The following is a 21,033-nucleotide window of genomic DNA, read 5'->3' on the forward strand; positions in this document are numbered from 1 at the left end:
CCCTACCTGGGCACCAGCATAATTGCAGCCTATAGTTTCGATATGCTGTGGTGGGCTTGCGGTGGACTGGCTATAGTTGCAGCTGTCGGTTTATACCTGGTCATCCACCAGATGGAAAAACAACGGTTTGCAAAGCAGGCTATAGTTGCGAATACCGAAACTATAGTTGCGGGATAGGATTTCGAAATATTATGCCTATTCACAAAAAAGCCCCGCAACTATAGCTAGCTGCGGGGCTTTTCTTTTATGATCAAACTATAGTTTACGATACTGTTCCACCAGGTTTCACAGCAACACTTGGCTGTACAAAAGCAAGCGAACCATCTGCATTCTCAGCCATCAGGATCATGCCCTGGCTGGTGATGCCTTTAATGTCGCGTGGTGCCAGGTTTACAAGTATACTCACCTGCTGACCAACAATTTCCTCCGGGTTAAAGAATTCGGCAATTCCACTCACTACAGTACGCTGGTCGATACCTGTATCTATAGTTAGCTTCAGGAGCTTTTTGGTTTTGGCTACTTTCTCGGCAGTAAGTATAGTACCGATACGTATATCCATTTTAGAGAAGTCCTCGAATGAAATATTCTCCTTCGCTGGTTCGGTTACGGCATTGGCCATTTCGTTCGCTTTTTTAGTATCCAGTAACTTCTGAACCTGGGCTTCTACAGCTGCATCTTCCACTTTCTCGAACAATAAGGCAGGCGTGCCAATTACATGTCCTTCTTTCAACAGATCGGCGGCGCCGGCATCAGCCCACATACCTGCTTCCATGTTCAGCATGGCGCGTAGTTTCGCAGCAGAATCCGGCAGGAATGGCTCCATAAGTATAGCCAGGCTACCAGAGATCTGAAGCGCAATGTTCATTATTGTTTTTACGCGCTCTTCGTCTGTTTTTATCAGTTTCCACGGCTCGGTATCGGCCAGGTATTTATTACCCAAACGTGCCAGGTTCATCAGTTCGCTAAGGGCATCACGGAATTTATAACGCTCTATGTGCGCGGCAATCACCATTGGCATACCTTCCAGCACACCCAGCACTTCTTTGTCGTAGTCCTGCAGCTCGTTACGGGTAGGTACAGCGCCGTTGTAATACTTTTGGGTAAGCACTACAGCACGGTTTATAAAGTTGCCCAGAATAGCCAGCAGCTCGTTATTGTTGCGGGCCTGGTAATCTTTCCAGGTAAAGTCATTGTCTTTGGTCTCGGGAGCATTTGCGCAAAGTGCATAACGCAGCACATCGCCTTTGCCTTTAAAATCTTCGAGATACTCATGCAGCCACACCGCCCAGTTTCGCGACGTGGATATTTTGTCCCCTTCCAGGTTCAGGAATTCGTTGGCAGGCACGTTGTCTGGTAAAATATAATCGCCGTGCGCTTTCAGCATGCTCGGGAAGATAATGCAATGGAATACAATGTTATCCTTACCGATGAAATGCACCAACTTGGAGTCTTTGTCTTTCCAGTATTTTTCCCAATCCGGGGTTAAGGCTTTGGTTGCCGATATATAACCGATCGGCGCGTCAAACCATACATACAATACTTTACCTTCGGCACCTGCTACAGGTACTGGCACGCCCCAGTCTAAATCTCTGGTTACGGCACGAGGCTGCAGCCCCTGGTCTATCCACGATTTGCACTGCCCATACACGTTTGGTTTCCAGTCGCCTTTATGGCCATCCACTATCCATTCGCGCAGCCAGGCTTCGTACTCGTTAAGCGGCAGGTACCAGTGCTTTGTTTCGCGCATTACAGGCACAGCGCCACTCAGCGTGCTTTTCGGGTTGATGAGGTCGGTAGCATTAAGAGAAGTTCCACAGCTTTCGCACTGGTCGCCGTAGGCATTTTCGTTGCCACATTTAGGGCAGGTACCCACTATATAACGGTCCGCTAAAAATTGCTTTGCTTCTTCGTCGTAGTACTGCTGGGTGGTCTGCTCTATAAACTTGCCGTCGTTGTATAGTTTCAGGAAAAAATCGGAAGCTGTTTCGTGGTGTATTTTAGAAGAAGTGCGATCGTATACATCGAACGAGATATTAAAATCAGCGAACGATTGCTTGATCAGCTCATGGTACTTATCTACGGCCTGCTGCGGCGTAATGCCTTCTTTTTTAGCGCGTATCGTTATCGGCACACCGTGCTCATCGGAGCCGCAAATAAACTTTACATCGCGGTTTTGCAGGCGCAGGTAGCGCACGTAAATATCAGCCGGCAAGTAAACCCCAGCCAGGTGCCCGATGTGAACAGGGCCATTGGCATAAGGCAAAGCTGCCGTTACAGTATAGCGTTTGGGAGTAGTTGTAGTCATTTTTCTTCTTAAAAAAGCAAATATACGAATAGCAGACAGATTGCGCCCTGCTATACTTCCATCAAACTATAAAATCAGGAAACTATAGTTACTTCTGCGCCCTTCTTCCGTAAACTGAACATCACCTACTGTATACTTTAACATGAAGCAGAAAGATAACGCCCACACAAAAAAAGGCGACAAAGACAGCCTCGGAGAAAAAAGCGAAAAGAAAGACATCAGTAAAAACCCGACCACGAAAGAAGACAGACGCGAATCGGAGACCACGCCACCCGACCACGAAGTGTACGTGGACCTGGAACCGGATGAACTGCATTTAGGCGACGTGGACCAGGAACCGGATGATGTAAGCAAATAAGTTTATCGGAAAACTATAAAAGAAGGGGCGCAGCATTTTAGTAATGCAGCACCCCTTCTTTTATAGTTTAGTCACCTCCTCTTTTTCGGTTCACCGGCCGTGGTGTGTGTTTGGTGGTATCTACCGGAGAATGTGGTAACTGCTCCGGTCTTATTTCTGGTGGTTTCATAGCCGGGTTGTTCCTGCCAGATTCCTCAATATTCCGTTTCCGGTTTATGTCACTCGACTGTTCATCCATCCTTTCGCGCAGGCCTGCACCGGCATCACCGCGGTAACGCACGCGCTGGTTCCGTTCAACGCCCGGGGCACCTTCCTCCCCTTCCGATAATGAGGTACAGGACGTTAAACCCAGCACCGCCAACCCAACTATAGCTGTTATATACCTTCTCATAATTTGCTACTTTAAACAGGTACGTAACTATAGGTCACGCACTTATAGTAAAGTATACGGCAGCAAAGTACATTTCAACAGGATTATTACAGGTTTATAGTTGCATTACTTTTCTGTTAGAGATCTGTAACCGATCTGGGTCAGCATCAGTCCGTCTGGCGCAGGATTTACGTAAGAGAGTTTGGCTAGATGCTGCTCTGCCTCTTTTTGCACGTCTTTATATTTCGGGTATTTCTCCTGCAGTATCGGGTAAAGCTCCTGGTAACGCAGCACTTCGCCTTCTTTCAGGTCTTTCGTCCGGAAAGCATCCATCATTACCTGCGATAAATTCTCTATATTCTCTGATTCTGAATGTAGCTCTGTCATAGTTTTATAATTTAAGGTTCAGGATAAAAAGTACGGCAGCTACATTTTATAGTTGATTGTTAGTGGTTGATAGTTATTCTAATAGGTTTAATACCAATATATCCTGAAAATCCCGGTTCAGATAATCAGCCATCACTTCTTCGGCACAAAATTTAAAGCAGCAGAGTTTAGGCAATAGCGAAGGCCGGTTGGTTTGGGGCCATCATCAAATACGTGGCCCAGATGGCCGCCACAACGTGCACACACAACTTCGGTGCGTATCATGCCGCCACTTCGGTCTGTCACTTCTTTAATTCTATAGCTGGCAATCGGTTTCCAGAAGCTGGGCCAGCCGGTACCGGAATCGAATTTGGTTTCGGAACTGAAAACAGGATTGTTACAGCCGGCGCAATGGTAAATACCTTTGGCTTTGTTGGCGTTATATTTATTCCTGAAAGCGGGCTCTGTACCTTTTTTCCGGAGCACATAATACTGCTGCGAGTTAAGTATTTTTTTCCATTGGGCCTCGGTTTTATACACCGTATCGAGCTGCGTTTGGCGGTTCAGTTTGCCGGTTTGAGCTTCCGATAACGGGGCATCGCCGGTAGTTGCCGTAGTAAAAGCGGCTATTTCGGGTTGATCGGGTTGGTTGCAGCCAAAAAAATTTAATGCCGCAGCTATAAGTATAAATTGTAGGTAGCTCATAGTTGGTTTTACGGTTAAAAGCGTGTTTTGCTTTGAGATATGCAATAATTGTGCAGGAAATGAACAAACTTCAGGCGCCTTATGTTTGCCCCTTAATCAGCGTCAGTACTTGATCCTGAAGAAAATAATAGAAACATAACCTCTTTATTTCGAGCGGGCTACTAAATTATCAAGCCTTTTTAGTACTTTTGCGGCTCGAAAAACCAATTCAATGCAGAACATTCGAAATATCGCGATTATCGCACACGTAGACCACGGCAAGACAACGCTCGTGGACAAGATCATCCACGCTTCAAAGCTATTCGCTGACCACCAGCACTTTGATGACCTTATTTTGGACAACAACGACCTGGAACGCGAACGCGGTATCACGATCGTTTCCAAAAACGTGTCGGTTCGCTACAAAGACGTTAAGATCAACATTATTGACACGCCTGGTCACGCCGACTTCGGTGGTGAGGTAGAGCGTGTACTTAAAATGGCCGATGGTGTACTACTTTTAGTAGATGCTTTTGAAGGTGCCATGCCACAGACACGTTTCGTATTAGGTAAAGCTATTCAGCTTGGTCTTAAGCCGATCGTGGTGGTAAATAAAGTAGACAAAGAAAACTGCCGTCCTGATGAAGTGCACGAGCAGGTATTCGACCTGATGTTTAACCTGGATGCTACCGAAGATCAGCTAGACTTCGTAACACTTTACGGTTCATCAAAGCAGGGTTGGATGAGCACTGACTGGACTCAGCCAACTGACAACATCACGCCTCTTTTAGATGCTATCATTGATGTGATACCAGCTGCTCCGTTCCGTGAAGGTACGCCGCAGATGCAGATCACGTCTCTTGACTATTCTTCTTTTGTGGGTCGTATCGCTATCGGTCGTGTGCACCGTGGTACGCTTAAAGAAGGTATGCCAATCGCGCTTTGCAAAGCTGATGGTACTATCAAGAAAGGTAAAATTGCCGAACTACAGATATTTGAAGGTCTAGGCCGTAAGAGCGTTGCCGAAGTATCAGCCGGAGAGATCTGCGCTGTAACCGGTATCGAAGGTTTTGACATTGGTGATACCATCGCTGATGCTGAGAACCCGGAGCCACTGGCACGTATCTCTATAGATGAGCCAACGATGAACATGTTGTTCACGATCAACAACTCTCCTTTCTTCGGCAAAGAGGGCAAATTCGTAACATCACGTCACCTTCGTGATCGTTTATTCAAAGAAACTGAGAAAAACCTGGCACTGCGCGTACAGGAAACCGACCGTGAAGATACTTTCCTGGTATTCGGTCGTGGTATCCTTCACTTGTCAGTACTTATCGAAACTATGCGCCGTGAAGGTTATGAGTTACAGGTAGGTCAGCCACAGGTAATCTATAAAGAAATTGATGGTGTTCGTTGCGAGCCTATCGAGCACATGGTTGTTGACGTGCCTGAAGAAACTGCCGGTAAGGTAATTGAACTGGTAACGCAGCGTAAAGGCGAGTTAACTATTATGGAGCCTAAGGGCGACCTGCAGCACCTGGAGTTCAACATTCCTGCACGTGGTCTTATCGGTCTTCGTAACAACGTACTTACTGCAACTGCTGGTGAGGCGATCATGAACCACCGTTTCATGGCGTACGAGCCGCATAAAGGTACAATCCCAGGTCGTATAAATGGTTCTATCATCTCTATGGAGCAGGGTCCGGGAACGGCTTACTCTATCGATAAACTTCAGGACAGAGGTGTATTCTTCGTTGATCCGGGTGTAGATGTGTACATGGGCCAGGTAATTGGTGAGCACAGCCGCCAGAACGACATCACGGTTAACATTCAGAAAGGTAAGAAGCTGACAAACATGCGTGCTTCCGGTTCTGATAACAACGTAAAGATCGCTCCTGCCAAGAAATTCTCTCTGGAAGAAGCCATGGAATACATCCAGAAGGATGAATTGCTGGAAGTAACTCCTAAGAGCATCCGTATGCGCAAGATCTACTTAGACGAGAACGAGCGTAACCGTATGAGCAAGAAAGAAGAAGTAGCATAAGCTGCCTCAACTATAAACTTTAAAATCCCCGGTCAGGTAATTCTGGCCGGGGATTTTTGTTTTAGGGTTATAATATATGTATTCTTATATACCATATTTAGTACTATCTTACAGAGATATTAAATACTGTATATAAGAAAATCATGAAGATAAATTTTACCTTAATTGTTTTTGTTTTATTTCAATTAGTTAGTACTAATATCGAAGCTCAACGCTTATCAGGCAGCATTAACGATTTAGAAGAATTCAAAAAAAGGCCTTTGGTAATTGTGCTTAATGAGACAGCCGGTAAGCAGTTCAAGAAATACTATAATGTAGAACAGGATACAGCATTTAACCGTGTCAATAGGTTTATGGTTAAAAGCATTTCAGACTATTGGAAAGACGAAGCCGAAATAATATTTATTAAGCCAGAAGAGATTAGTAAATATACAACCAATAAAAAGACTCCTGAGAAATACGCTATACTCCAGCTTCGGGAGCTTTTTAATTATAATGAAGACCATCCGACTGTAACTATTTATCCTACAAATTATTTTATACTCAGCCTATCTGAACAGCCTGATAAAAAAATCTACCTATACAAACTGCATGATATAGTTGTTACACCTGCTGAAGTAGCAAAATCTCTTATGCATATCCAGCATTTTTTGAACAAATCTGTTGAAGAGGGAAAGAAATTTGAATATAAGGACGGTTTAAATTCTACTGAGTTAAAAGAGTTAACACTGCTTATTGATGAAAAGAAAGTATACAGAAAGCTGACCCGAGACGAAATTGAAAAAAATTATGGCCTAAGATATGAGATCACTTCAAAGGAAAGAATTGATGAAGTCATCTTAAATAAGACTCCAGGCTATGCTTTTATAATTATTCAAGGGACATCATCAAATAATGATAGAGCCAATCAATATGTAATGCGTGCTGAAACTGGAGATATTATTGCATCTTCAATTAGTAGTTATGTATCTCGTACTATGAATGCAAATTTCTTTATTGAAAAGTATAACTTGAAGGAGTATGTTAAAAGTATTGCGACAATTAAAAAATAATTAATCTATAAGAGCACTGAAGTAAAATCAAATTAACAGCACATGCTTTTAAAAGTAGCAAATATGTGATGTTGTGCTTGTGTATGACAACTCAAGAAACACCCCTATTTTGATTTATGAAAAGCCTGAAGCTGATAGCTATCAAATTCATGATTTAGATAGGCATAACAAATTAAAGAATATGATACGATGAAAACTACAGAGATAAAGGAAATAAGAGACAGTATTGTAGAAGCCATGAAGATCTCAGCTCAGAAGTTAATCCTTCAAAAAAAGGAACTGGGTCAGCCTATAGTTATTAGCGAAAACGGAGTAATCAAAACTATAAGCCCTGACAAAATAAAGTAGCATAAGCTGCTGAAACTATAAACTATAAAATCCCCGGCCAGGTAATTCTGACCGGGGATTTTTGTTATGGGGTGTGTTATAGTTTGGGGTTAGTATATTACTCTTATTCAGTTCGCTTTCGTGATGGTTACGAACGATGTAGAGACGCAATATTTTGCGTGGCCCGCGACAGGCTGTAATAAAAATCCTTATAGTTTAAGCTGCAGCCATAGTTCTTGTAGCTTCAGTTATTGCTATTCGGGCGGCCTTTGGAGACGCAAAATATTGCGTCTCTACATGGATCTTACTGTAGTTACTAAATTTAAAAATCTCCGGCTGTTGAAAACTGGTCAGGGAACTATAGTTTTTTTTGCCGGAAACTATATTTCGTTCAAAACCACCAACTATAACTTCCATTCCCTAACTATAAATTGCCCTTCACTAAACTATAGTTTGGCCTCGCCTGTAAACATTATATCTGATTTACGTTAGATAGTGTCAAGATAATATTCTTGCTACTATGAAATTGATATACTTGCAGGCTTTGCTTGCACTGATAATTATAAGCGGCTGTGCCCGCAAAAATTTCTACGCCGAAACACCCGTTACCGATCCTGCTGTGTACAAACAGCTACTGGAAACCCCTCATACTATTGATAGTGTAACTATAAAAGCTGGCAAGCACTATAAGCGCGGTTGGCTGCACCGTGTGTTCTGGGGGTCGCACTACCGCCCGCTATGGACCGCCGAAGTTAAAGTACCGGTTTTCGAGATGGATACCCTGAAAGGTGGCCTTACTTTTGAGAAACTGGGCGGAGGCTTCCAGACCACCAGCATGACGCTTTCTGATAGTACTGGTTTTACCTACGCCCTGCGCTCCCTGGACAAAGACCCCGTGCTGGTTGTACCAAAGCCACTGCGCAAAACCGCTGTAGCCAACATACTTCGCGACCAGACCACTGCCATAAACCCGTATGGGGCGCTTGCCATACCACCGCTGGCACAGGCTGCCGGCATTCCGCACTCCACGCCACGGCTGGTATATGTGCACCCCAACGACACCAGCTTTGATGAGCACACCGAACGCTTTAGTGATAAGGTATTCCTGATAGAAGAAAAGTTTGACGGGAAAAACACGCTGACTCCTGCCCTGGGTGATGCCGTGGACATTACAGGATCAGGTAAAATGCTGAACAATCGATACGAAGAAAATAACCATTTAATAGATCAGCAGTCCTTCGCAAAAGCACGCCTGCTCGACCTGCTTATACACGACTGGGACCGCCACGAAGGTCAATGGGAATGGGCCGAATACAAAAAGAATGACAACACCATTTACCGTCCCATACCAAAAGACCGCGACAATGTGTTTTACCGCTTCCAGGACGGTATCATTCCCTGGATATTCAGCCGTAACTGGGCTATCCGTAAGTTCGAATCTTTTGATGATGACTATAACGACGTGTTTGCCCTGACCATGAATGCCGAGTTCCTGGACAAACGCGCTTTGTCTGCGGTCACACGCCAGCAGTTCGATTCGCTTGCCGTGGTACTGCAGAAAGCTATTACCGATGAAGTGATCGAAAAAGCGGTACGCCGCTTCCCGGATGAAGTGTACAAACTGGAAGGCGAAACTACAGCACGAAAACTACGAAGCCGCCGCGACCAGTTACCTAAAGCAGCCTCCGAATTTTACGAAATCTTAGCTGAAGAACCACTGGTAGTTGGCACCGACGAGGAAGATGAGTTTGAAGTAAAACGCCTCAACAACGATGAGACTGAAGTTATAGTTAGACGCAAATCAGATAAGGTCGTGATGTACCGCCGAACCTTTTTACGCTCCGAAACCAAGGTTATCACTCTGCACGGCCTTGCCGAAGACGATGAGTTTGAGGTTAGTGGCGAAGTAGAGAAAGGGATTAAAGTTGTGATAGTAGGTGGCCGTGGCGAGGACGAGATAAAGGACAAGTCGAAGGTTAAAAGTGGCAGCAAGAAAACATGGGTATACGATACCAAACGTGGAACTGAGCTGGAAGCCGGCCCCGAAACCAAAAACAAAACCACGAACGACGTCAGAGTTCACGCCTTTGACCGCGAAGGATTCTAGAAAATTTAGGAGTTAGAAAATTATAAATTTAAAAAGTTTGCGACTTCTGACGCTTATTATGTAATAATGAATTATAAATCTGCTGTTTCAATTATTAAAACCTTGCATGTACATCGTATACTTTTCGGGCTTATGCTTGCTGTGCTCCTGGGCAGTTGCCAGCGGTATCCGCACACGGTGCGGCAGGTTTTAAGCGCGCCTGCAAGCGCCGCTACAGTTACAAACTATACCGACAGCACCATAACTCTACCAGCGGGGGCACACTATAAGCGCGGCCCCCTACACACCTTGCTTTATGGCAAGCATTACCGCAACGCCTGGTACACGCCCGTTAACCTGAAGGTATTAGACCTGAGCACTGCCTTCGGTGGCTTGCAACCGCTTAAAATGGGCGGCAGCCGGCAAACTATAAGCTTGCGCGCACAAACCAAGGACAGCATAGAATATGTGTTACGCTCTATAGACAAAGAACCTGCAGGAGCGCTATCGCCGAGGTGGCAGGAAAGTTATATTGCCAACATTGCACGAGACGCTACCAGTGCCACGCATCCGTATGCAGCACTCGTTCTGCCTGAGATGGCAGATGCCATTGGTGTGTATCATACTGATCCGGAAATAGTTTATATCCCCCACGACCCGAAACTGGGCGAGTACCTGGATGAGATGGGTGGAACTATAGCTTTAATAGAGCGCCGCCCGGATGGCAACCAGCAGGATAACCCGAACATGGGTAATGCAGAAAAGGTAAAAAGCACCCGCTCTATGCTTACCGAACGCCTCTCGGATAACGACACCAGGGTAGATGCCCGCAATTACCTGCGTGCCCGCTTATTTGATATGCTGATAGGCGACTGGAGCCGCCACGAAGACAACTGGCGCTGGGCCGAGCTGGAGCCAAAAGATAAAGTTTACACCTATCGCCCTGTGCCCCGCGACCGCGACAATGTATTTTACAAACTGCACGATGCGCCTATTCCCTGGATCACGCGCCTCCTGAAATTTAAGCCACACTTCAGAACATACCGCAAGCGTGTTGGCAACCTCGAAAAACTGAACTATAACGCCCGTCATTTAGATGCTCTTATCCTATCAGAACTAAGTCAGCAAGAATGGCTCGAGATTGCAGATAGTGTAAAAGCCGCCTTAACCGACCAGGTAATTGAAAGCTCGTTCAAGAAAATGCCCGACCCGATCTATAGTTTAACAGCGGAACCGATCATAGAAAAACTAAAAGCCCGCAGAGATAACGTGTATGAAATAGCCCACGACTACTATAACATACTTGCCAGAGAAGCACTTATAGTTGGCAGCGATAAACACGAACGCTTTATAGTGAAGGTGCTGAATAAAAACGAAGTTCAGGTGCAGGTATACAAAACCAACAAGGACGAGGAAGTAAAAGACCTGCTTTACGACAGAACTTTTAATGCTACCCAGACCAAAAACCTTATACTTTATGGTTTAGACGGCAAAGACCATTTTGTAATAGAAGGAAACTACACGCCCGGTATAAAGATCAGCATCTGGGGTGGCGAAGGAGAGGACACTTACACCTCAGAAGGCAAAAACAAAAGCAGCCGCATCGTTATTTCTGATAGTACCTATGGCAATAACTATAAAACAGGCGATAAAATAAAAGTAGTACATAATGATAATCTGCGCGCAAAGGACTTTTCAGGTGCAGGATTCCTGCTCCACTTCTACCTCGATTAACCACACCAAACTATAGTTAGCGCAAATGCAAAGCGGGCAGCATCTTTTCAGATACTGCCCGCTTTTTTACAGTTATTAAGCTATGTCCGTTTAGCGATCTTTCTTGTTTGTATTCTGGCCACTATCGCTGCCGCTACGGGTATTATGGTCTTTGGCATTTTTTGCGCCCTGCCCCTGTTGCTGACTAGCGGTTGGCTTTGTGCCAGCCTGGCCTGTATTTACAGCACCTTTAAAATTGGCATCGTTTGATATCCCCTTATCCTGCTTTGTTGCCGGAACGGTTGCCGGATCGTTTTTGTGCTGCTTCATCTGCTGGTTCTTATCTTCTTTCTGATTTTTCATAGTTTGGTATGCTAGTTCTAAATATAAAAGGGTACCTGCATAAGTTGCAGGTACCCTTTTAGGTACGGCCATAGTTCTGGCGGGGTTTAAAACAAACTTTACAAAGAGTGCCGCATACACGCGTTAAACTCCAAATATGTTGCAGAGCGGCTAACCTTAAAGGTTCTTATTCACTACAGTTGCCGATGCTTGTGCAGCAGGCAATATCATCACCTCAGCAAGGTTTACGTGTGGCGGACGACTAACTATAAATGCGATTAGGTCAGCGATATCTTCGGCCTGCAGCGCCTGATAACCTTGATAAACACCGGCAGCACGCTCCTTGTCGCCTTTAAACCTAACCTCCGAAAACTCAGTTTCAACAAGGCCCGGGTTTACTTCAGATACTTTAATTCCAGTTTGTATCAGGTCTATGCGCATGGCTTTCGATAATGCATCTACTGCAAACTTAGAGGCGCAATACACATTACCATTGGCATACACTTCTTTACCAGCTATAGACCCGATATTAATGATGTGGCCCCTGCCCTGCTGCTGCATAAACGGAATTACCGAATGGCTTACATATAGCAACCCTTTTATGTTGATGTCCAGCATGGCATCCCAGTCTTCTAAAGAGCCTTCCTGTATCGGGGCTAACCCGTGCGCGTTGCCGGCGTTGTTTACCAGCACATCTATTTGCTGCCACCCTTGCGGCAACGAGGCAATGGCAAACTGCACGGCTTCTTTGATTCGCACATCAAACAGCAGCGGCAAAACAGTGGTTACACCTTGCAGTTCTTGTTGCAGCTCTTCCAGGCGCTCTTTACGTCGACCCGTTACAATAAGCTGGTACCCATGCTTTGCCAGCGCAACAGCAGTGGCGCGTCCTATACCAGATGTTGCTCCGGTTACAAGTGCTATCTTAGACATTTATAATTTATTCAAAGAAAAGGATGAGCGAAATGTTATGGTTCGTCTGCTTTTGCAGCAAGCGACTGTACTGGCTCTGGGTAAGTTTATGCTGGTTAACTAAGCCATGCGAAAAACGGATCTCAGGGGCAAATTTAAAGAACGGGTAAAACATATCTACTCCAAAGCCATATTCCAGGGCGAGGTCAAATTTCTCAACCGCCAGGCCACGGTCCGGGTTCTCGTCGCTTTTGCCACTGCCCAGGTCTATACCCGGTTTAATGCCGCCTACAAAATACATACGGGCATTGGTACGGCGCTTGGCTTTATACTTCAGCAGCAATGGCAACTCTACCATTGTGGAACTGATCACCTTATCCTCAGTCTGTATCTCTCCGGATTCCTGGGGCATGTTGGTATACTCGATCTTGCGGCTGTAAAACCCTACACCAGGCACAAAACGAGCATCCAGGTTATCAGCAATACGCACATTAAGCACCAGACCGGTATAAAAACCAGGGCTGAATTTCGCATTTACGTTAGTAGTACCATTTCCGCCAGACGGATCAGCAGCCAGTTGGTCGGCATACTCTTGCGAGTGTTCTATTACATAGCGGGTAAGCGGTGCCGCCAGGTAAAAGCCATAGTGTATTCTTTTCTGATCGTAGTCAGGTTTGTTAAGTGTGTTTAATCTTTTCTGAGCCTGAAGTGCAGGAGCAGTTAAGAGCAATGTCAGTAACGTAAGTAATGTTATTTTCGTCCGGTGTAAATGGCGCTTATGCCAAATGTGAGTGAATGCCATTTTGTAGATTTAAAACCAACCTTTTCATAGATATTAAGAAATGCGTGCCCGTCCGGGAAAGCCTGCACCGACTCTGGCAGGTACGTGTAAGCCGCATTGTCCTTAGAAACGAACTTACCTATCATAGGTAGTATATTCCGGGAATAAAAATGGTACAATTGTTTCATCGGGAAGCTGCGCGGGTTAGAGAATTCCAGCACCACGGCCATGCCGCCCGGTCTCAATACACGGTACATCTCTGCCAGTCCCTTCTCCAGGTTCTCGAAGTTACGCACTCCAAAGGCTACGGTAATTGCATCGAAGGAGTTATCTTCAAAAGGCAGATTTTCAGAGTCTCCGTACAGTAATTCTATCTTATCTGTAAGCCCTTTCTTAACCAGCTTCTCACGCCCTACAGCCAGCATGCCTTCCGAAATATCCACACCGGTAATTTTATCGGGGTTCAGACGCAGCGTTTCTATCGCGAAATCGGCGGTGCCGGTGGCAATATCCAGCACTTGCTTTGGTTTGATCGGGGCCAGCAGGCTTACTGCTTTTTTGCGCCAGATAATGTCAATGCCAGCACTCAGGAAATGGTTCAGAAAATCATACTTGCCGGCAATGTTGTTAAACATCTTCGCTACCTGCGATTTCTTATCGTCGTTCTGGTCTTTATAAGGTACTACTGCCATAGTTGCAATTAAAAAATATTGAGGCAAAAATACACCACCTATAGTTATGATACACGGTTTATATAAAAAAACAGGCCGGGCAAATACCCGGCCTGTTCTATTGTACTTATTTCTATAGTTTCTGGGTAGTTAAGCTAACAACCCAACTATAAATTATTTGTTTGACTGATCTGCTCTTTCCAACACTTTGAACTCAGTTCTTCTGTTCAGCTGCATGTTTTCAGCAGATGTGTTTGGTACAGCTGGTCTGCGTTCGCCGTAGCTTACAGTTACCATACGCTTAGGAGAAATTCCTTTGCTTACCAGGTAATCGAAGGCTGCATCAGAACGTCTGTTACCCAGCGCCATGTTGTACTCGTCGCTTGCACGTGAGTCGCAATGGCCTTCGATGCTGATATTAACCAGTGGGTTCGCTTTCATGTAAGCTACTACTCTATCCAGTTCACTTACAGACTCCGGACGCAGGTTAGACTCATCTGTATCGAAGTAGATCGGCTTAACAGCCATGATACCGCCACGGGTTGCAGTTGTGTCAACGTAATCGATGTAGAAGTTACGAACTATAGTTGTCGTATCGTTCAGCGACATTGGAACTTCCAGTTCTTCAGTAGTGATCTGCTTGCCATCTTTCGATACCTGCACCTGGAAGTTACGTCCTGAAAGAACATCAACCTGGTAAAAACCTGAATCAGGACGGGTAACATCACGATAAGAGATCGCACGTTTATCAGCTGACTGGCCGTTAAAGATCAGTTCTACACCTGGTATTGCCATGCTGTCTACTTTAGAGAACACCTGGCCCTGCACACGTACGTTGCGGATATAGTTTATAGTGTAGATATCTTTCTCACCGTAACCGCCAATTCTGTACGACGACAGGTACGCATAGCTACCATCCGGGCTAAGTCTGTAGTAAGTGTCATCATCCGGTGTGTTTACTGGTGCACCCATGTTCACTGGCTTTGCCCATCTTCTTGCAACTGAGTCGTACTTAGAAGCGAAGATATCATAACCACCCATGGTGTTGTGGCCTGTAGAGGCAAAGTATAAGGTACCGTTGTCAGCAAAGTAAGGGCTGTCATCATCAAAAGGCGTATTTATAGTGCTTCCGATGCTCTTAGGTGCAGCCCAGCTGCCATCTGAATTACGCTTTGATACATAAATATCAAGGTCGCCGTACTCAGAGTAAGCGCTTGTTGAGAAGTATAATGTCTGACCGTCTTTTGTGATGAAGGCATCAGACTCGTAATGCTTGGTATTGATGTTTGTACCGATGCTTTTTGGCTCGCCCCATGTGCCGTCGGCCTGGCGCTCAGCAACCATAATATCGCCGTTGTTATCAGCACGGTAAAGCAGCAGTTTTGTATCGTTATCAAATAGCTGGATAGATGCATCGTGACCAGCGCTGTTCAGGGCACCTGATACACGCTTGGTCGGAGACCACTCATCTTCACCTGTACGGGTCGATTCGAAAATATCTTCGTAGTATTCGCCGTCACGTGCCGGAGTACCACCCGTTGCTTCAGAGCTACGCGAAGTATATAGCAGGTAATTGTCATCAGAAGAGATAACAGGGCTGTGCTCCGAGTAAGCAGAGTTAACAACACCACCCAGGTTCTTCACGAAAATATCTTTCGGGTTAGCAACTTCGCGCTTTGCATTGTTTGCGTGCTGAATTAGCATGGCCAATTCTTCGCGGCGCTCCTCATCGCGGCGGCGCAGGTTTTTCTGTGCTTCCTTAAAGTGCTCTATTGCGCTATCAAAACGATAGTTGATGTGGTCCGCACGGCCTAACCAGTATTCCAGGTCACGGTCTACGTTCGGCTTGATCTTCTGAGCACGGTACAGGTAATCGGCTGCCTTCTCTTTATCGAAGGTCATGTAGCTGATACCAGCGTAATACAACGCATCCGCATTATCAGGATCATTGGCCAGTACCTGCTCATAAAAAGGAACGGCAGCACGGTAATTTTCTTTTGCGAAGAGCTTGTTTCCACTCCGAATCAGCTTTCTGTTACTTTGAGCTGATGCCGTAAAAGCTATCAGGCACAACAGGGCTAACAGCAAAGAAAATCGTGAAAACGATTTGGCTAATTGATTCATGTTGTAAAGGTTTGTTATACTGTTTTGTTGGTTTGACTGAGGGTAAAATTTGTAAACGTTACAGGCACTCCTGCCCATTATGTTGCATCTATACGAGCAATATTAAAAATGGTATATGTTTGTATATATTTATTTCGTATCCATTAGCTGATCAGGTAATGTAAGTGTAGCCGATGTTGCAGGCTCCCATTTTTATGGGTAAAAAAGCAGGATGCTACATCTAAACTATAACATTCCCAATAAACAATTGAATACAGGCAAATATATAAAAAATATAGTATTTATATATGTTCAGCTATTGTTTTAAAATTAAATAAGAAAAAACTGCCTTGTCTTTTTACAGAGTTGGCAGTTAAAAGTTCTTAAACTATAGTTCTGATGCCTATTACTGAAGCGTCAATATCTGGTAGATGTCCAGTGCACCCATACCTCCTGGTCTGTCAGATGAGAAATACGCTGATTTACGGTTCCGATCCAGGGTAAAGTATAGTTCGTCGTGTGGCGAGTTGATCGGGAAACCTAAGTTCTGCACAGGCTGCCAGGCACCGTCCCGCATCTGGGATTTAAATATATCGAACCCGCCCATGGTATTATGCCCGCGCGAGCTAAAGTATAAGGTCTTTGTTTTGGCATCTACATAAGCTGCATCTTCGTCGTGGGCGGTGTTAATATTTGCGCCAAGGTTAATAGCTGCACTCCAGGTACCATCCGGAAACTTCTGGCTCACATACAGGTCAAGTCCGCCGAAGCCGCCGGGCCTGTCGCTGGCAAAAAAAGCAAACTCTCCGCTTTCGGTTATGTGTACCGATGTTTCGTTGGCTAACTGGCTCAGCGGTATAGGCAGAGGTTTAGGGTTTACCCAGGCATCTTTAGACTGGTCGTAGCTGCGCAAGCCTTCGGCAGATGCATAGGTGTAAAGCAGGTTACCGTTCGGCGATATAGTTACAATGGCTTGTCCGTGTTTGGTGTTATCAGATCTAAGGTACTCTTTTGAGCGTTGCCAGGCACCTTTTGCTCTTCTCGATACTTTAATCTGTTCCGGTCCTTCAGGAGCGTCGTGTACTGTAAAGAGTAGTGTAGAATCGTTGTCGGTAAGTACCGGCACATATTCAACTTCTTTAGAATTTACAGCTGCACCAAGGTTGACAACCTGCGCCACCGATGCCTGCGCCATCAGGGCCTGCCCGGCATTGCACTCATCTATTCGTTTACGAATTACCTCTACATAGTTCCAGTCGGCACGGCCGGTGCTGTAAATTTCCTGCTGGTAGTATTTTTTTGCTTCTTCAAACTCATAGTTCTGGTGCAGCGCTTCCGCCAGGTTCACGATCACTTTCTCTCCAAACTTTGGGTCAATGTCATACACCTTCTGCAGGCACAGTTTCGCCTTGCGCGGATCGCGGAGCTCCAGGTGGCTAATGCCCAGCCTGTACAACGCCATCACATTCTTCGGGTCTTTTTCAAGCACCTTCTGGTACCACTCGGCTGCTTCGGCAAAATCAGCTTTTGCGTATGCTTTGTCGGCCTTACGCATGCTGGCATCAGCCGCTTCAGTATCAGGCCACGACATACCTGAACAAACTATAGCTACCACTAAAAGTAAGCTGTACAAACTTTTTGCAGACCAGAATTTATACTGTTTCATTTTTTTAAGCGTTATACATGGCAATTGTAACCAGTAAAGCGGTGCATTCTTCATGTTTGGCAAATAAAAACGTACCTTTGTAAGTACCTAAGTCCTGTATGCGGGAGCTTAAGTTAACAATTTTATACATTTTGGAACCCCTATATTACAAATATCCGGGAACCAGACCAAATCAGAAGCAGCAGCATGGTTATAAAAGAAGCAAAATTTTTGATGAGCAATACCCGCGTAGAGGAATGTCCGGCACCAGACAAGCCGGAATATGCCTTTATTGGCCGCTCTAATGTGGGTAAGTCATCGCTTATTAATATGCTTACCGAACACAAAGGGCTTGCTAAAACTTCTTCCTCACCAGGCAAAACCCAGCTTATCAATCACTTCCTGATAAATGATACCTGGTACCTTGTCGATCTGCCGGGCTATGGGTATGCAAAAGTTAGCAAAGGCTCGCGCGACGACTGGCGCAAAATGATCAACTATTATTTCCAGAAGCGCGAAAACCTGACCTGTATCTTTGTATTGATCGACTCGCGCCATGAGCCAATGAAGACGGACATGGATTTTATTAATCACCTGGGCCAGATCGGTGTGCCTTTTGTGATCGTTTTTACGAAAGCTGATAAGCAGTCTTCTGTTAAGACAGACTCAACCATAGCAGCCTACAAGCGTACATTGCTGCAAACATGGGATGAATTGCCACGCATTTTTGTAACTTCAGCAGAAAAAAGAACAGGGCGAGATGAGCTGCTGAACTTTATAGATGAAGTAAATGAACAAGTGAAGGCGCAGCAATAACCCAACTATAGTTTTAATTTTAAATCAATTACCCTTATGAAAACTAAAATCTCATTATTGTTTATTTTATTTGCCTTTATGGCAGTATCGGCCTCGGCCCAGACAGCTACTACAGACGAGAAAAAAGAACAGCCTACCTTCTGGATACCTGACAACGTGCTGCCTGCAACGGAGCATTACGACGGCGGTAAAGAAGGGATGTATGAGTTTATCAGTAAAGAAATGAAGTACCCGGCACTGGCCAAGCGTAACCGTGTGATGGGCGAAGCTATTATCGGTTTCACGATAAATGAAGATGGCTCTACGTCTGGCTTTAAAGTACTGCGCAACCCTGGTGCCGGCACTGGCGAAGAAGCCCTGCGCATAGCCAGGCTACTGAAATTTAATGCACCGGGCTACGCCCTGAATGTGAGTATACCTATTAAGTTTAAACTATAACAAAAGCTTTAATTCTCTATGCCAATTGACCTAAGACAAGTTGCAGCCATTTCCGGCATGAACGGCCTGTACCGCGTGGTAGCCCCAACACGTACCGGTGTTATCGTTGAGTCTTTATCTGACAAGCCGCAGCGTATGGTTGCCCAGGCGCGCCAGCGTATGTCGTTACTGGATGAGATCTCTATTTATACTACTGATGAGGAAACCACTGTGCCTTTGGCAGAAGTATTCGACCGCATCAACGAAAAGTATGGCGATAACCTGCCACTTAGCGAAAAACCAGCTGACCACGAGTACAAAGCTTTTATGGAAGAAATACTGCCTGACTTTGACGAAGAGCGGGTGTACCTTTCCGACATGAAGAAGCTGGCTAACTGGTACAAAATAGTAAAGCAGTACATTGGTTTTACAGCTCCGGAAAAAGAGGAAAAACCGGCAGAGAAAAAGGCTGAAAAGAAAGCTCCGAAGGCTAAAGCAACAGAAGAAAAACCTGAGGCGGCTGAAGAGAAAAAGACCAAAAAGAAAAAAGAGTAACTATATAAAAAAGGCCTTCTGAACAAGAAGGCCTTTTTGCTTTACAACTATAGTTTTAGAAATGGAATACGCAGCAGTTATACTTTCAGGGGCTACACAGCAACTACAAAAACTGTTTAACACAGATGACCTGCAACAAACCCAGACCTTGGGCGAGTTACAGCACAAAGTTGCCCGGGCTGTGCTGCACCTGTTACAAACAGACCTGAACCGCCTGCTGCATATCCTCTACCGTATTGATGTGGACGAGCGCCACGTGAAACAGGCCATGCTCCTACCCTCCGAGCCGGAAATGGCAGACCGTATAGCCCAGTTAATAATAAAGCGGGAACTGCAAAAGGCGCAGACCCGCTTTATTTATCGTTCTAATTAAGAGCTATAGTTTATACTGCAGCTACTTCACTTTTAATAAACTCTTCTACTTTATCAACCATCTCCGGAGAACCAATAATTAGCGGGCAACGCTGGTGCAGTTCGGTTGGCTCGATCTCCATAATGCGCTGGATACCGTTCGTGGCTTTTCCGCCGGCCTGCTCTACTATGTAAGCCAGGGCGTTGCACTCATACATCAGGCGCAATTTACCATTTGGTGCCTTAGATGTAGATGGATAAATGTACACACCACCTTTCAGCAGGTTTCTGTGGAAGTCGGCTACAAGCGACCCGATATAACGCGCTGAATAATTATTTTCTTTGCAGTAGTTAAGATATTGCTTTATACTTTCCGGGAAACTGTTCACGCTGCCTTCGTTGCAGGAATAAACATTACCGTTGGCAGGTGTCTTAATATCCGGATGAGAAAGGAAGAACTCGCCAAGCGAAGGATCATAAGTAAAACCGTTGACGCCATGGCCTGTTGTGTACACCAGCATCGTAGACGAACCATAGATCACATACCCCGCTGCTACTTGTTGCGTACCGTTCTGCAGGCAGTCTTCCATAGTTCCGTCGCTGCCGGTCTCAGATTTTCTTCTGTAAATAGAGAATATCGTACCGATCGATACGTTCACATCAATGTTAGACGAACCATCTAAAGGATCAATAGCTACAATGTATTTTCCTTTCTTATTTCCGGTCTGTATCACTTCGTCTTCTTCTTCAGAGATGATCGTGCAAACCTCGCCGCCGTTGCGCAGCGCCCTGATGAAACGTATATTGGCGATCACATCAAGTTTTTGCTGATCTTCACCCTGCACGTTCTGTTGGCCGTAAGCACCGGTCACATCAAGCAGACCTGCACGGTTTATTTCGCGGTTAACAATTTTGCCAGCCAGCGCGATATCCCGCAGTAACTGAGAAAGTTCTCCGGTTGCAAACGGAAAAGCTTCCTGTTTTCTCATAATAAACCTGTCCAGGGTAGTGCCTACAGGTATAGCAAGATTGAAATTCATAAGAGCAGATGGTTTGATCTATATATAGTAGTACAAAAATATCATTTTTTGATTCATAAACGAAGGCTACCTATTTTTACGTGTTATAATCCCTG

General features: G+C 45.2%; 23 protein-coding genes. 11 read left to right on the top strand and 12 right to left on the bottom strand.

Annotated features, from left to right (window positions below; translation table 11 throughout):
* Nucleotides 1-262: 262 nt before the first annotated feature.
* Nucleotides 263-2,305 carry a methionine--tRNA ligase gene (metG, locus tag ABS362_RS01735; protein WP_350410455.1) on the bottom strand — a complete coding sequence of 681 codons (2,043 nt, stop codon included), beginning with the start codon at nucleotides 2,303-2,305 and terminating at the stop codon, nucleotides 263-265.
* Nucleotides 2,306-2,447: 142 nt separating this feature from the next.
* On the opposite strand from metG, the gene ABS362_RS01740 reads away from it, so the two are divergent.
* Nucleotides 2,448-2,663 (top strand): hypothetical protein, encoded by a 216-nt coding sequence (locus tag ABS362_RS01740; protein ID WP_350410456.1) that lies wholly within the window; start codon nucleotides 2,448-2,450, stop codon nucleotides 2,661-2,663.
* 67 nt (nucleotides 2,664-2,730) lie between these two features.
* On the opposite strand, the gene ABS362_RS01745 is transcribed toward ABS362_RS01740, so the two are convergent.
* The 3 genes from ABS362_RS01745 to msrB form a co-directional block, all read right to left on the bottom strand.
* Nucleotides 2,731-3,054, bottom strand: a complete 324-nt coding sequence (locus ABS362_RS01745; protein WP_350410458.1) for a hypothetical protein — start codon at nucleotides 3,052-3,054, stop codon at nucleotides 2,731-2,733.
* A 105-nt stretch (nucleotides 3,055-3,159) separates the two neighbouring features.
* Nucleotides 3,160-3,420: a hypothetical protein gene (locus tag ABS362_RS01750; RefSeq protein WP_350410459.1), complete on the bottom strand. Its 261-nt coding sequence runs from the start codon at nucleotides 3,418-3,420 to the stop codon at nucleotides 3,160-3,162.
* Nucleotides 3,421-3,552: 132 nt separating this feature from the next.
* The gene (gene msrB / locus ABS362_RS01755; RefSeq protein WP_350410461.1) at nucleotides 3,553-4,104 is read right to left on the bottom strand and encodes a peptide-methionine (R)-S-oxide reductase MsrB; all 552 of its coding nucleotides are present in this window, start codon (nucleotides 4,102-4,104) and stop codon (nucleotides 3,553-3,555) included.
* A 211-nt stretch (nucleotides 4,105-4,315) separates the two neighbouring features.
* Here msrB and typA point away from each other — a divergent pair, with 211 nt between their 5' ends.
* The 6 genes from typA (at nucleotide 4,316) to ABS362_RS01785 (ending at nucleotide 11,326) form a co-directional block, all read left to right on the top strand.
* The gene (gene typA, locus ABS362_RS01760) at nucleotides 4,316-6,127 is read left to right on the top strand and encodes a translational GTPase TypA (protein WP_350410463.1); all 1,812 of its coding nucleotides are present in this window, start codon (nucleotides 4,316-4,318) and stop codon (nucleotides 6,125-6,127) included.
* A 143-nt stretch (nucleotides 6,128-6,270) separates the two neighbouring features.
* The gene (locus tag ABS362_RS01765) at nucleotides 6,271-7,179 is read left to right on the top strand and encodes a hypothetical protein (RefSeq protein ID WP_350410465.1); all 909 of its coding nucleotides are present in this window, start codon (nucleotides 6,271-6,273) and stop codon (nucleotides 7,177-7,179) included.
* Between the two features lie 189 nt (nucleotides 7,180-7,368).
* Nucleotides 7,369-7,527: a hypothetical protein gene (locus tag ABS362_RS01770; RefSeq protein ID WP_350410466.1), complete on the top strand. Its 159-nt coding sequence runs from the start codon at nucleotides 7,369-7,371 to the stop codon at nucleotides 7,525-7,527.
* Between the two features lie 276 nt (nucleotides 7,528-7,803).
* A complete protein-coding gene (locus ABS362_RS01775; RefSeq protein ID WP_350410468.1) occupies nucleotides 7,804-7,998 on the top strand; it encodes a hypothetical protein in 195 nt (64 codons plus the stop codon).
* A gap of 28 nt (nucleotides 7,999-8,026) precedes the next feature.
* Nucleotides 8,027-9,613: a hypothetical protein gene (locus tag ABS362_RS01780; protein ID WP_350410470.1), complete on the top strand. Its 1,587-nt coding sequence runs from the start codon at nucleotides 8,027-8,029 to the stop codon at nucleotides 9,611-9,613.
* Nucleotides 9,614-9,745: 132 nt separating this feature from the next.
* A complete protein-coding gene (locus ABS362_RS01785; RefSeq protein ID WP_350410472.1) occupies nucleotides 9,746-11,326 on the top strand; it encodes a hypothetical protein in 1,581 nt (526 codons plus the stop codon).
* Between the two features lie 90 nt (nucleotides 11,327-11,416).
* On the opposite strand, the gene ABS362_RS01790 is transcribed toward ABS362_RS01785, so the two are convergent.
* From ABS362_RS01790 to ABS362_RS01820, 7 genes are all read right to left on the bottom strand, one after another.
* Nucleotides 11,417-11,668, bottom strand: coding sequence for a hypothetical protein (locus ABS362_RS01790; RefSeq protein ID WP_350410474.1), 252 nt, complete (start codon nucleotides 11,666-11,668; stop codon nucleotides 11,417-11,419).
* Nucleotides 11,669-11,824: 156 nt separating this feature from the next.
* Complete coding sequence (locus ABS362_RS01795; protein WP_350410475.1) at nucleotides 11,825-12,580, bottom strand: SDR family NAD(P)-dependent oxidoreductase; 756 nt, start codon at nucleotides 12,578-12,580, stop codon at nucleotides 11,825-11,827.
* 7 nt (nucleotides 12,581-12,587) lie between these two features.
* Entirely contained in the window at nucleotides 12,588-13,361 is a 774-nt protein-coding gene (porT, locus tag ABS362_RS01800) for a type IX secretion/gliding motility protein PorT/SprT (protein ID WP_350410476.1), read from the bottom strand.
* On the bottom strand, nucleotides 13,310-14,032 hold the full coding sequence (gene ubiE / locus ABS362_RS01805) for a bifunctional demethylmenaquinone methyltransferase/2-methoxy-6-polyprenyl-1,4-benzoquinol methylase UbiE (RefSeq protein WP_350410478.1): 723 nt from the start codon (nucleotides 14,030-14,032) through the stop codon (nucleotides 13,310-13,312). Before ubiE ends, porT begins: the two co-directional genes overlap by 52 nt.
* Before the next feature lie 153 nt (nucleotides 14,033-14,185).
* Entirely contained in the window at nucleotides 14,186-16,135 is a 1,950-nt protein-coding gene (locus ABS362_RS01810) for an OmpA family protein (RefSeq protein ID WP_350410480.1), read from the bottom strand.
* A 385-nt stretch (nucleotides 16,136-16,520) separates the two neighbouring features.
* Nucleotides 16,521-17,780, bottom strand: a complete 1,260-nt coding sequence (locus ABS362_RS01815; RefSeq protein ID WP_350410482.1) for a tetratricopeptide repeat protein — start codon at nucleotides 17,778-17,780, stop codon at nucleotides 16,521-16,523.
* A 4-nt stretch (nucleotides 17,781-17,784) separates the two neighbouring features.
* Complete coding sequence (locus ABS362_RS01820) at nucleotides 17,785-17,910, bottom strand: hypothetical protein (protein ID WP_350410484.1); 126 nt, start codon at nucleotides 17,908-17,910, stop codon at nucleotides 17,785-17,787.
* Nucleotides 17,911-17,966: 56 nt separating this feature from the next.
* Between ABS362_RS01820 and yihA the strand changes: the two genes are divergently transcribed.
* The 4 genes from yihA (at nucleotide 17,967) to ABS362_RS01840 (ending at nucleotide 19,920) form a co-directional block, all read left to right on the top strand.
* On the top strand, nucleotides 17,967-18,575 hold the full coding sequence (gene yihA / locus ABS362_RS01825; protein ID WP_350410486.1) for a ribosome biogenesis GTP-binding protein YihA/YsxC: 609 nt from the start codon (nucleotides 17,967-17,969) through the stop codon (nucleotides 18,573-18,575).
* Between the two features lie 36 nt (nucleotides 18,576-18,611).
* Nucleotides 18,612-19,013, top strand: a complete 402-nt coding sequence (locus tag ABS362_RS01830) for an energy transducer TonB (protein ID WP_350410487.1) — start codon at nucleotides 18,612-18,614, stop codon at nucleotides 19,011-19,013.
* Nucleotides 19,014-19,031: 18 nt separating this feature from the next.
* Complete coding sequence (locus ABS362_RS01835; protein WP_350410489.1) at nucleotides 19,032-19,547, top strand: DUF5606 family protein; 516 nt, start codon at nucleotides 19,032-19,034, stop codon at nucleotides 19,545-19,547.
* 61 nt (nucleotides 19,548-19,608) lie between these two features.
* Complete coding sequence (locus ABS362_RS01840; protein ID WP_350410491.1) at nucleotides 19,609-19,920, top strand: hypothetical protein; 312 nt, start codon at nucleotides 19,609-19,611, stop codon at nucleotides 19,918-19,920.
* 10 nt (nucleotides 19,921-19,930) lie between these two features.
* On the opposite strand, the gene fbp is transcribed toward ABS362_RS01840, so the two are convergent.
* Entirely contained in the window at nucleotides 19,931-20,938 is a 1,008-nt protein-coding gene (gene fbp, locus ABS362_RS01845; RefSeq protein WP_350410493.1) for a class 1 fructose-bisphosphatase, read from the bottom strand.
* Between the last annotated feature and the right edge of the window lie 95 nt (nucleotides 20,939-21,033).

It is taken from the genome of Pontibacter populi (assembly GCF_040278685.1).
In the GTDB taxonomy this organism is placed as follows: Bacteria; Bacteroidota; Bacteroidia; order Cytophagales; family Hymenobacteraceae; genus Pontibacter; species Pontibacter populi.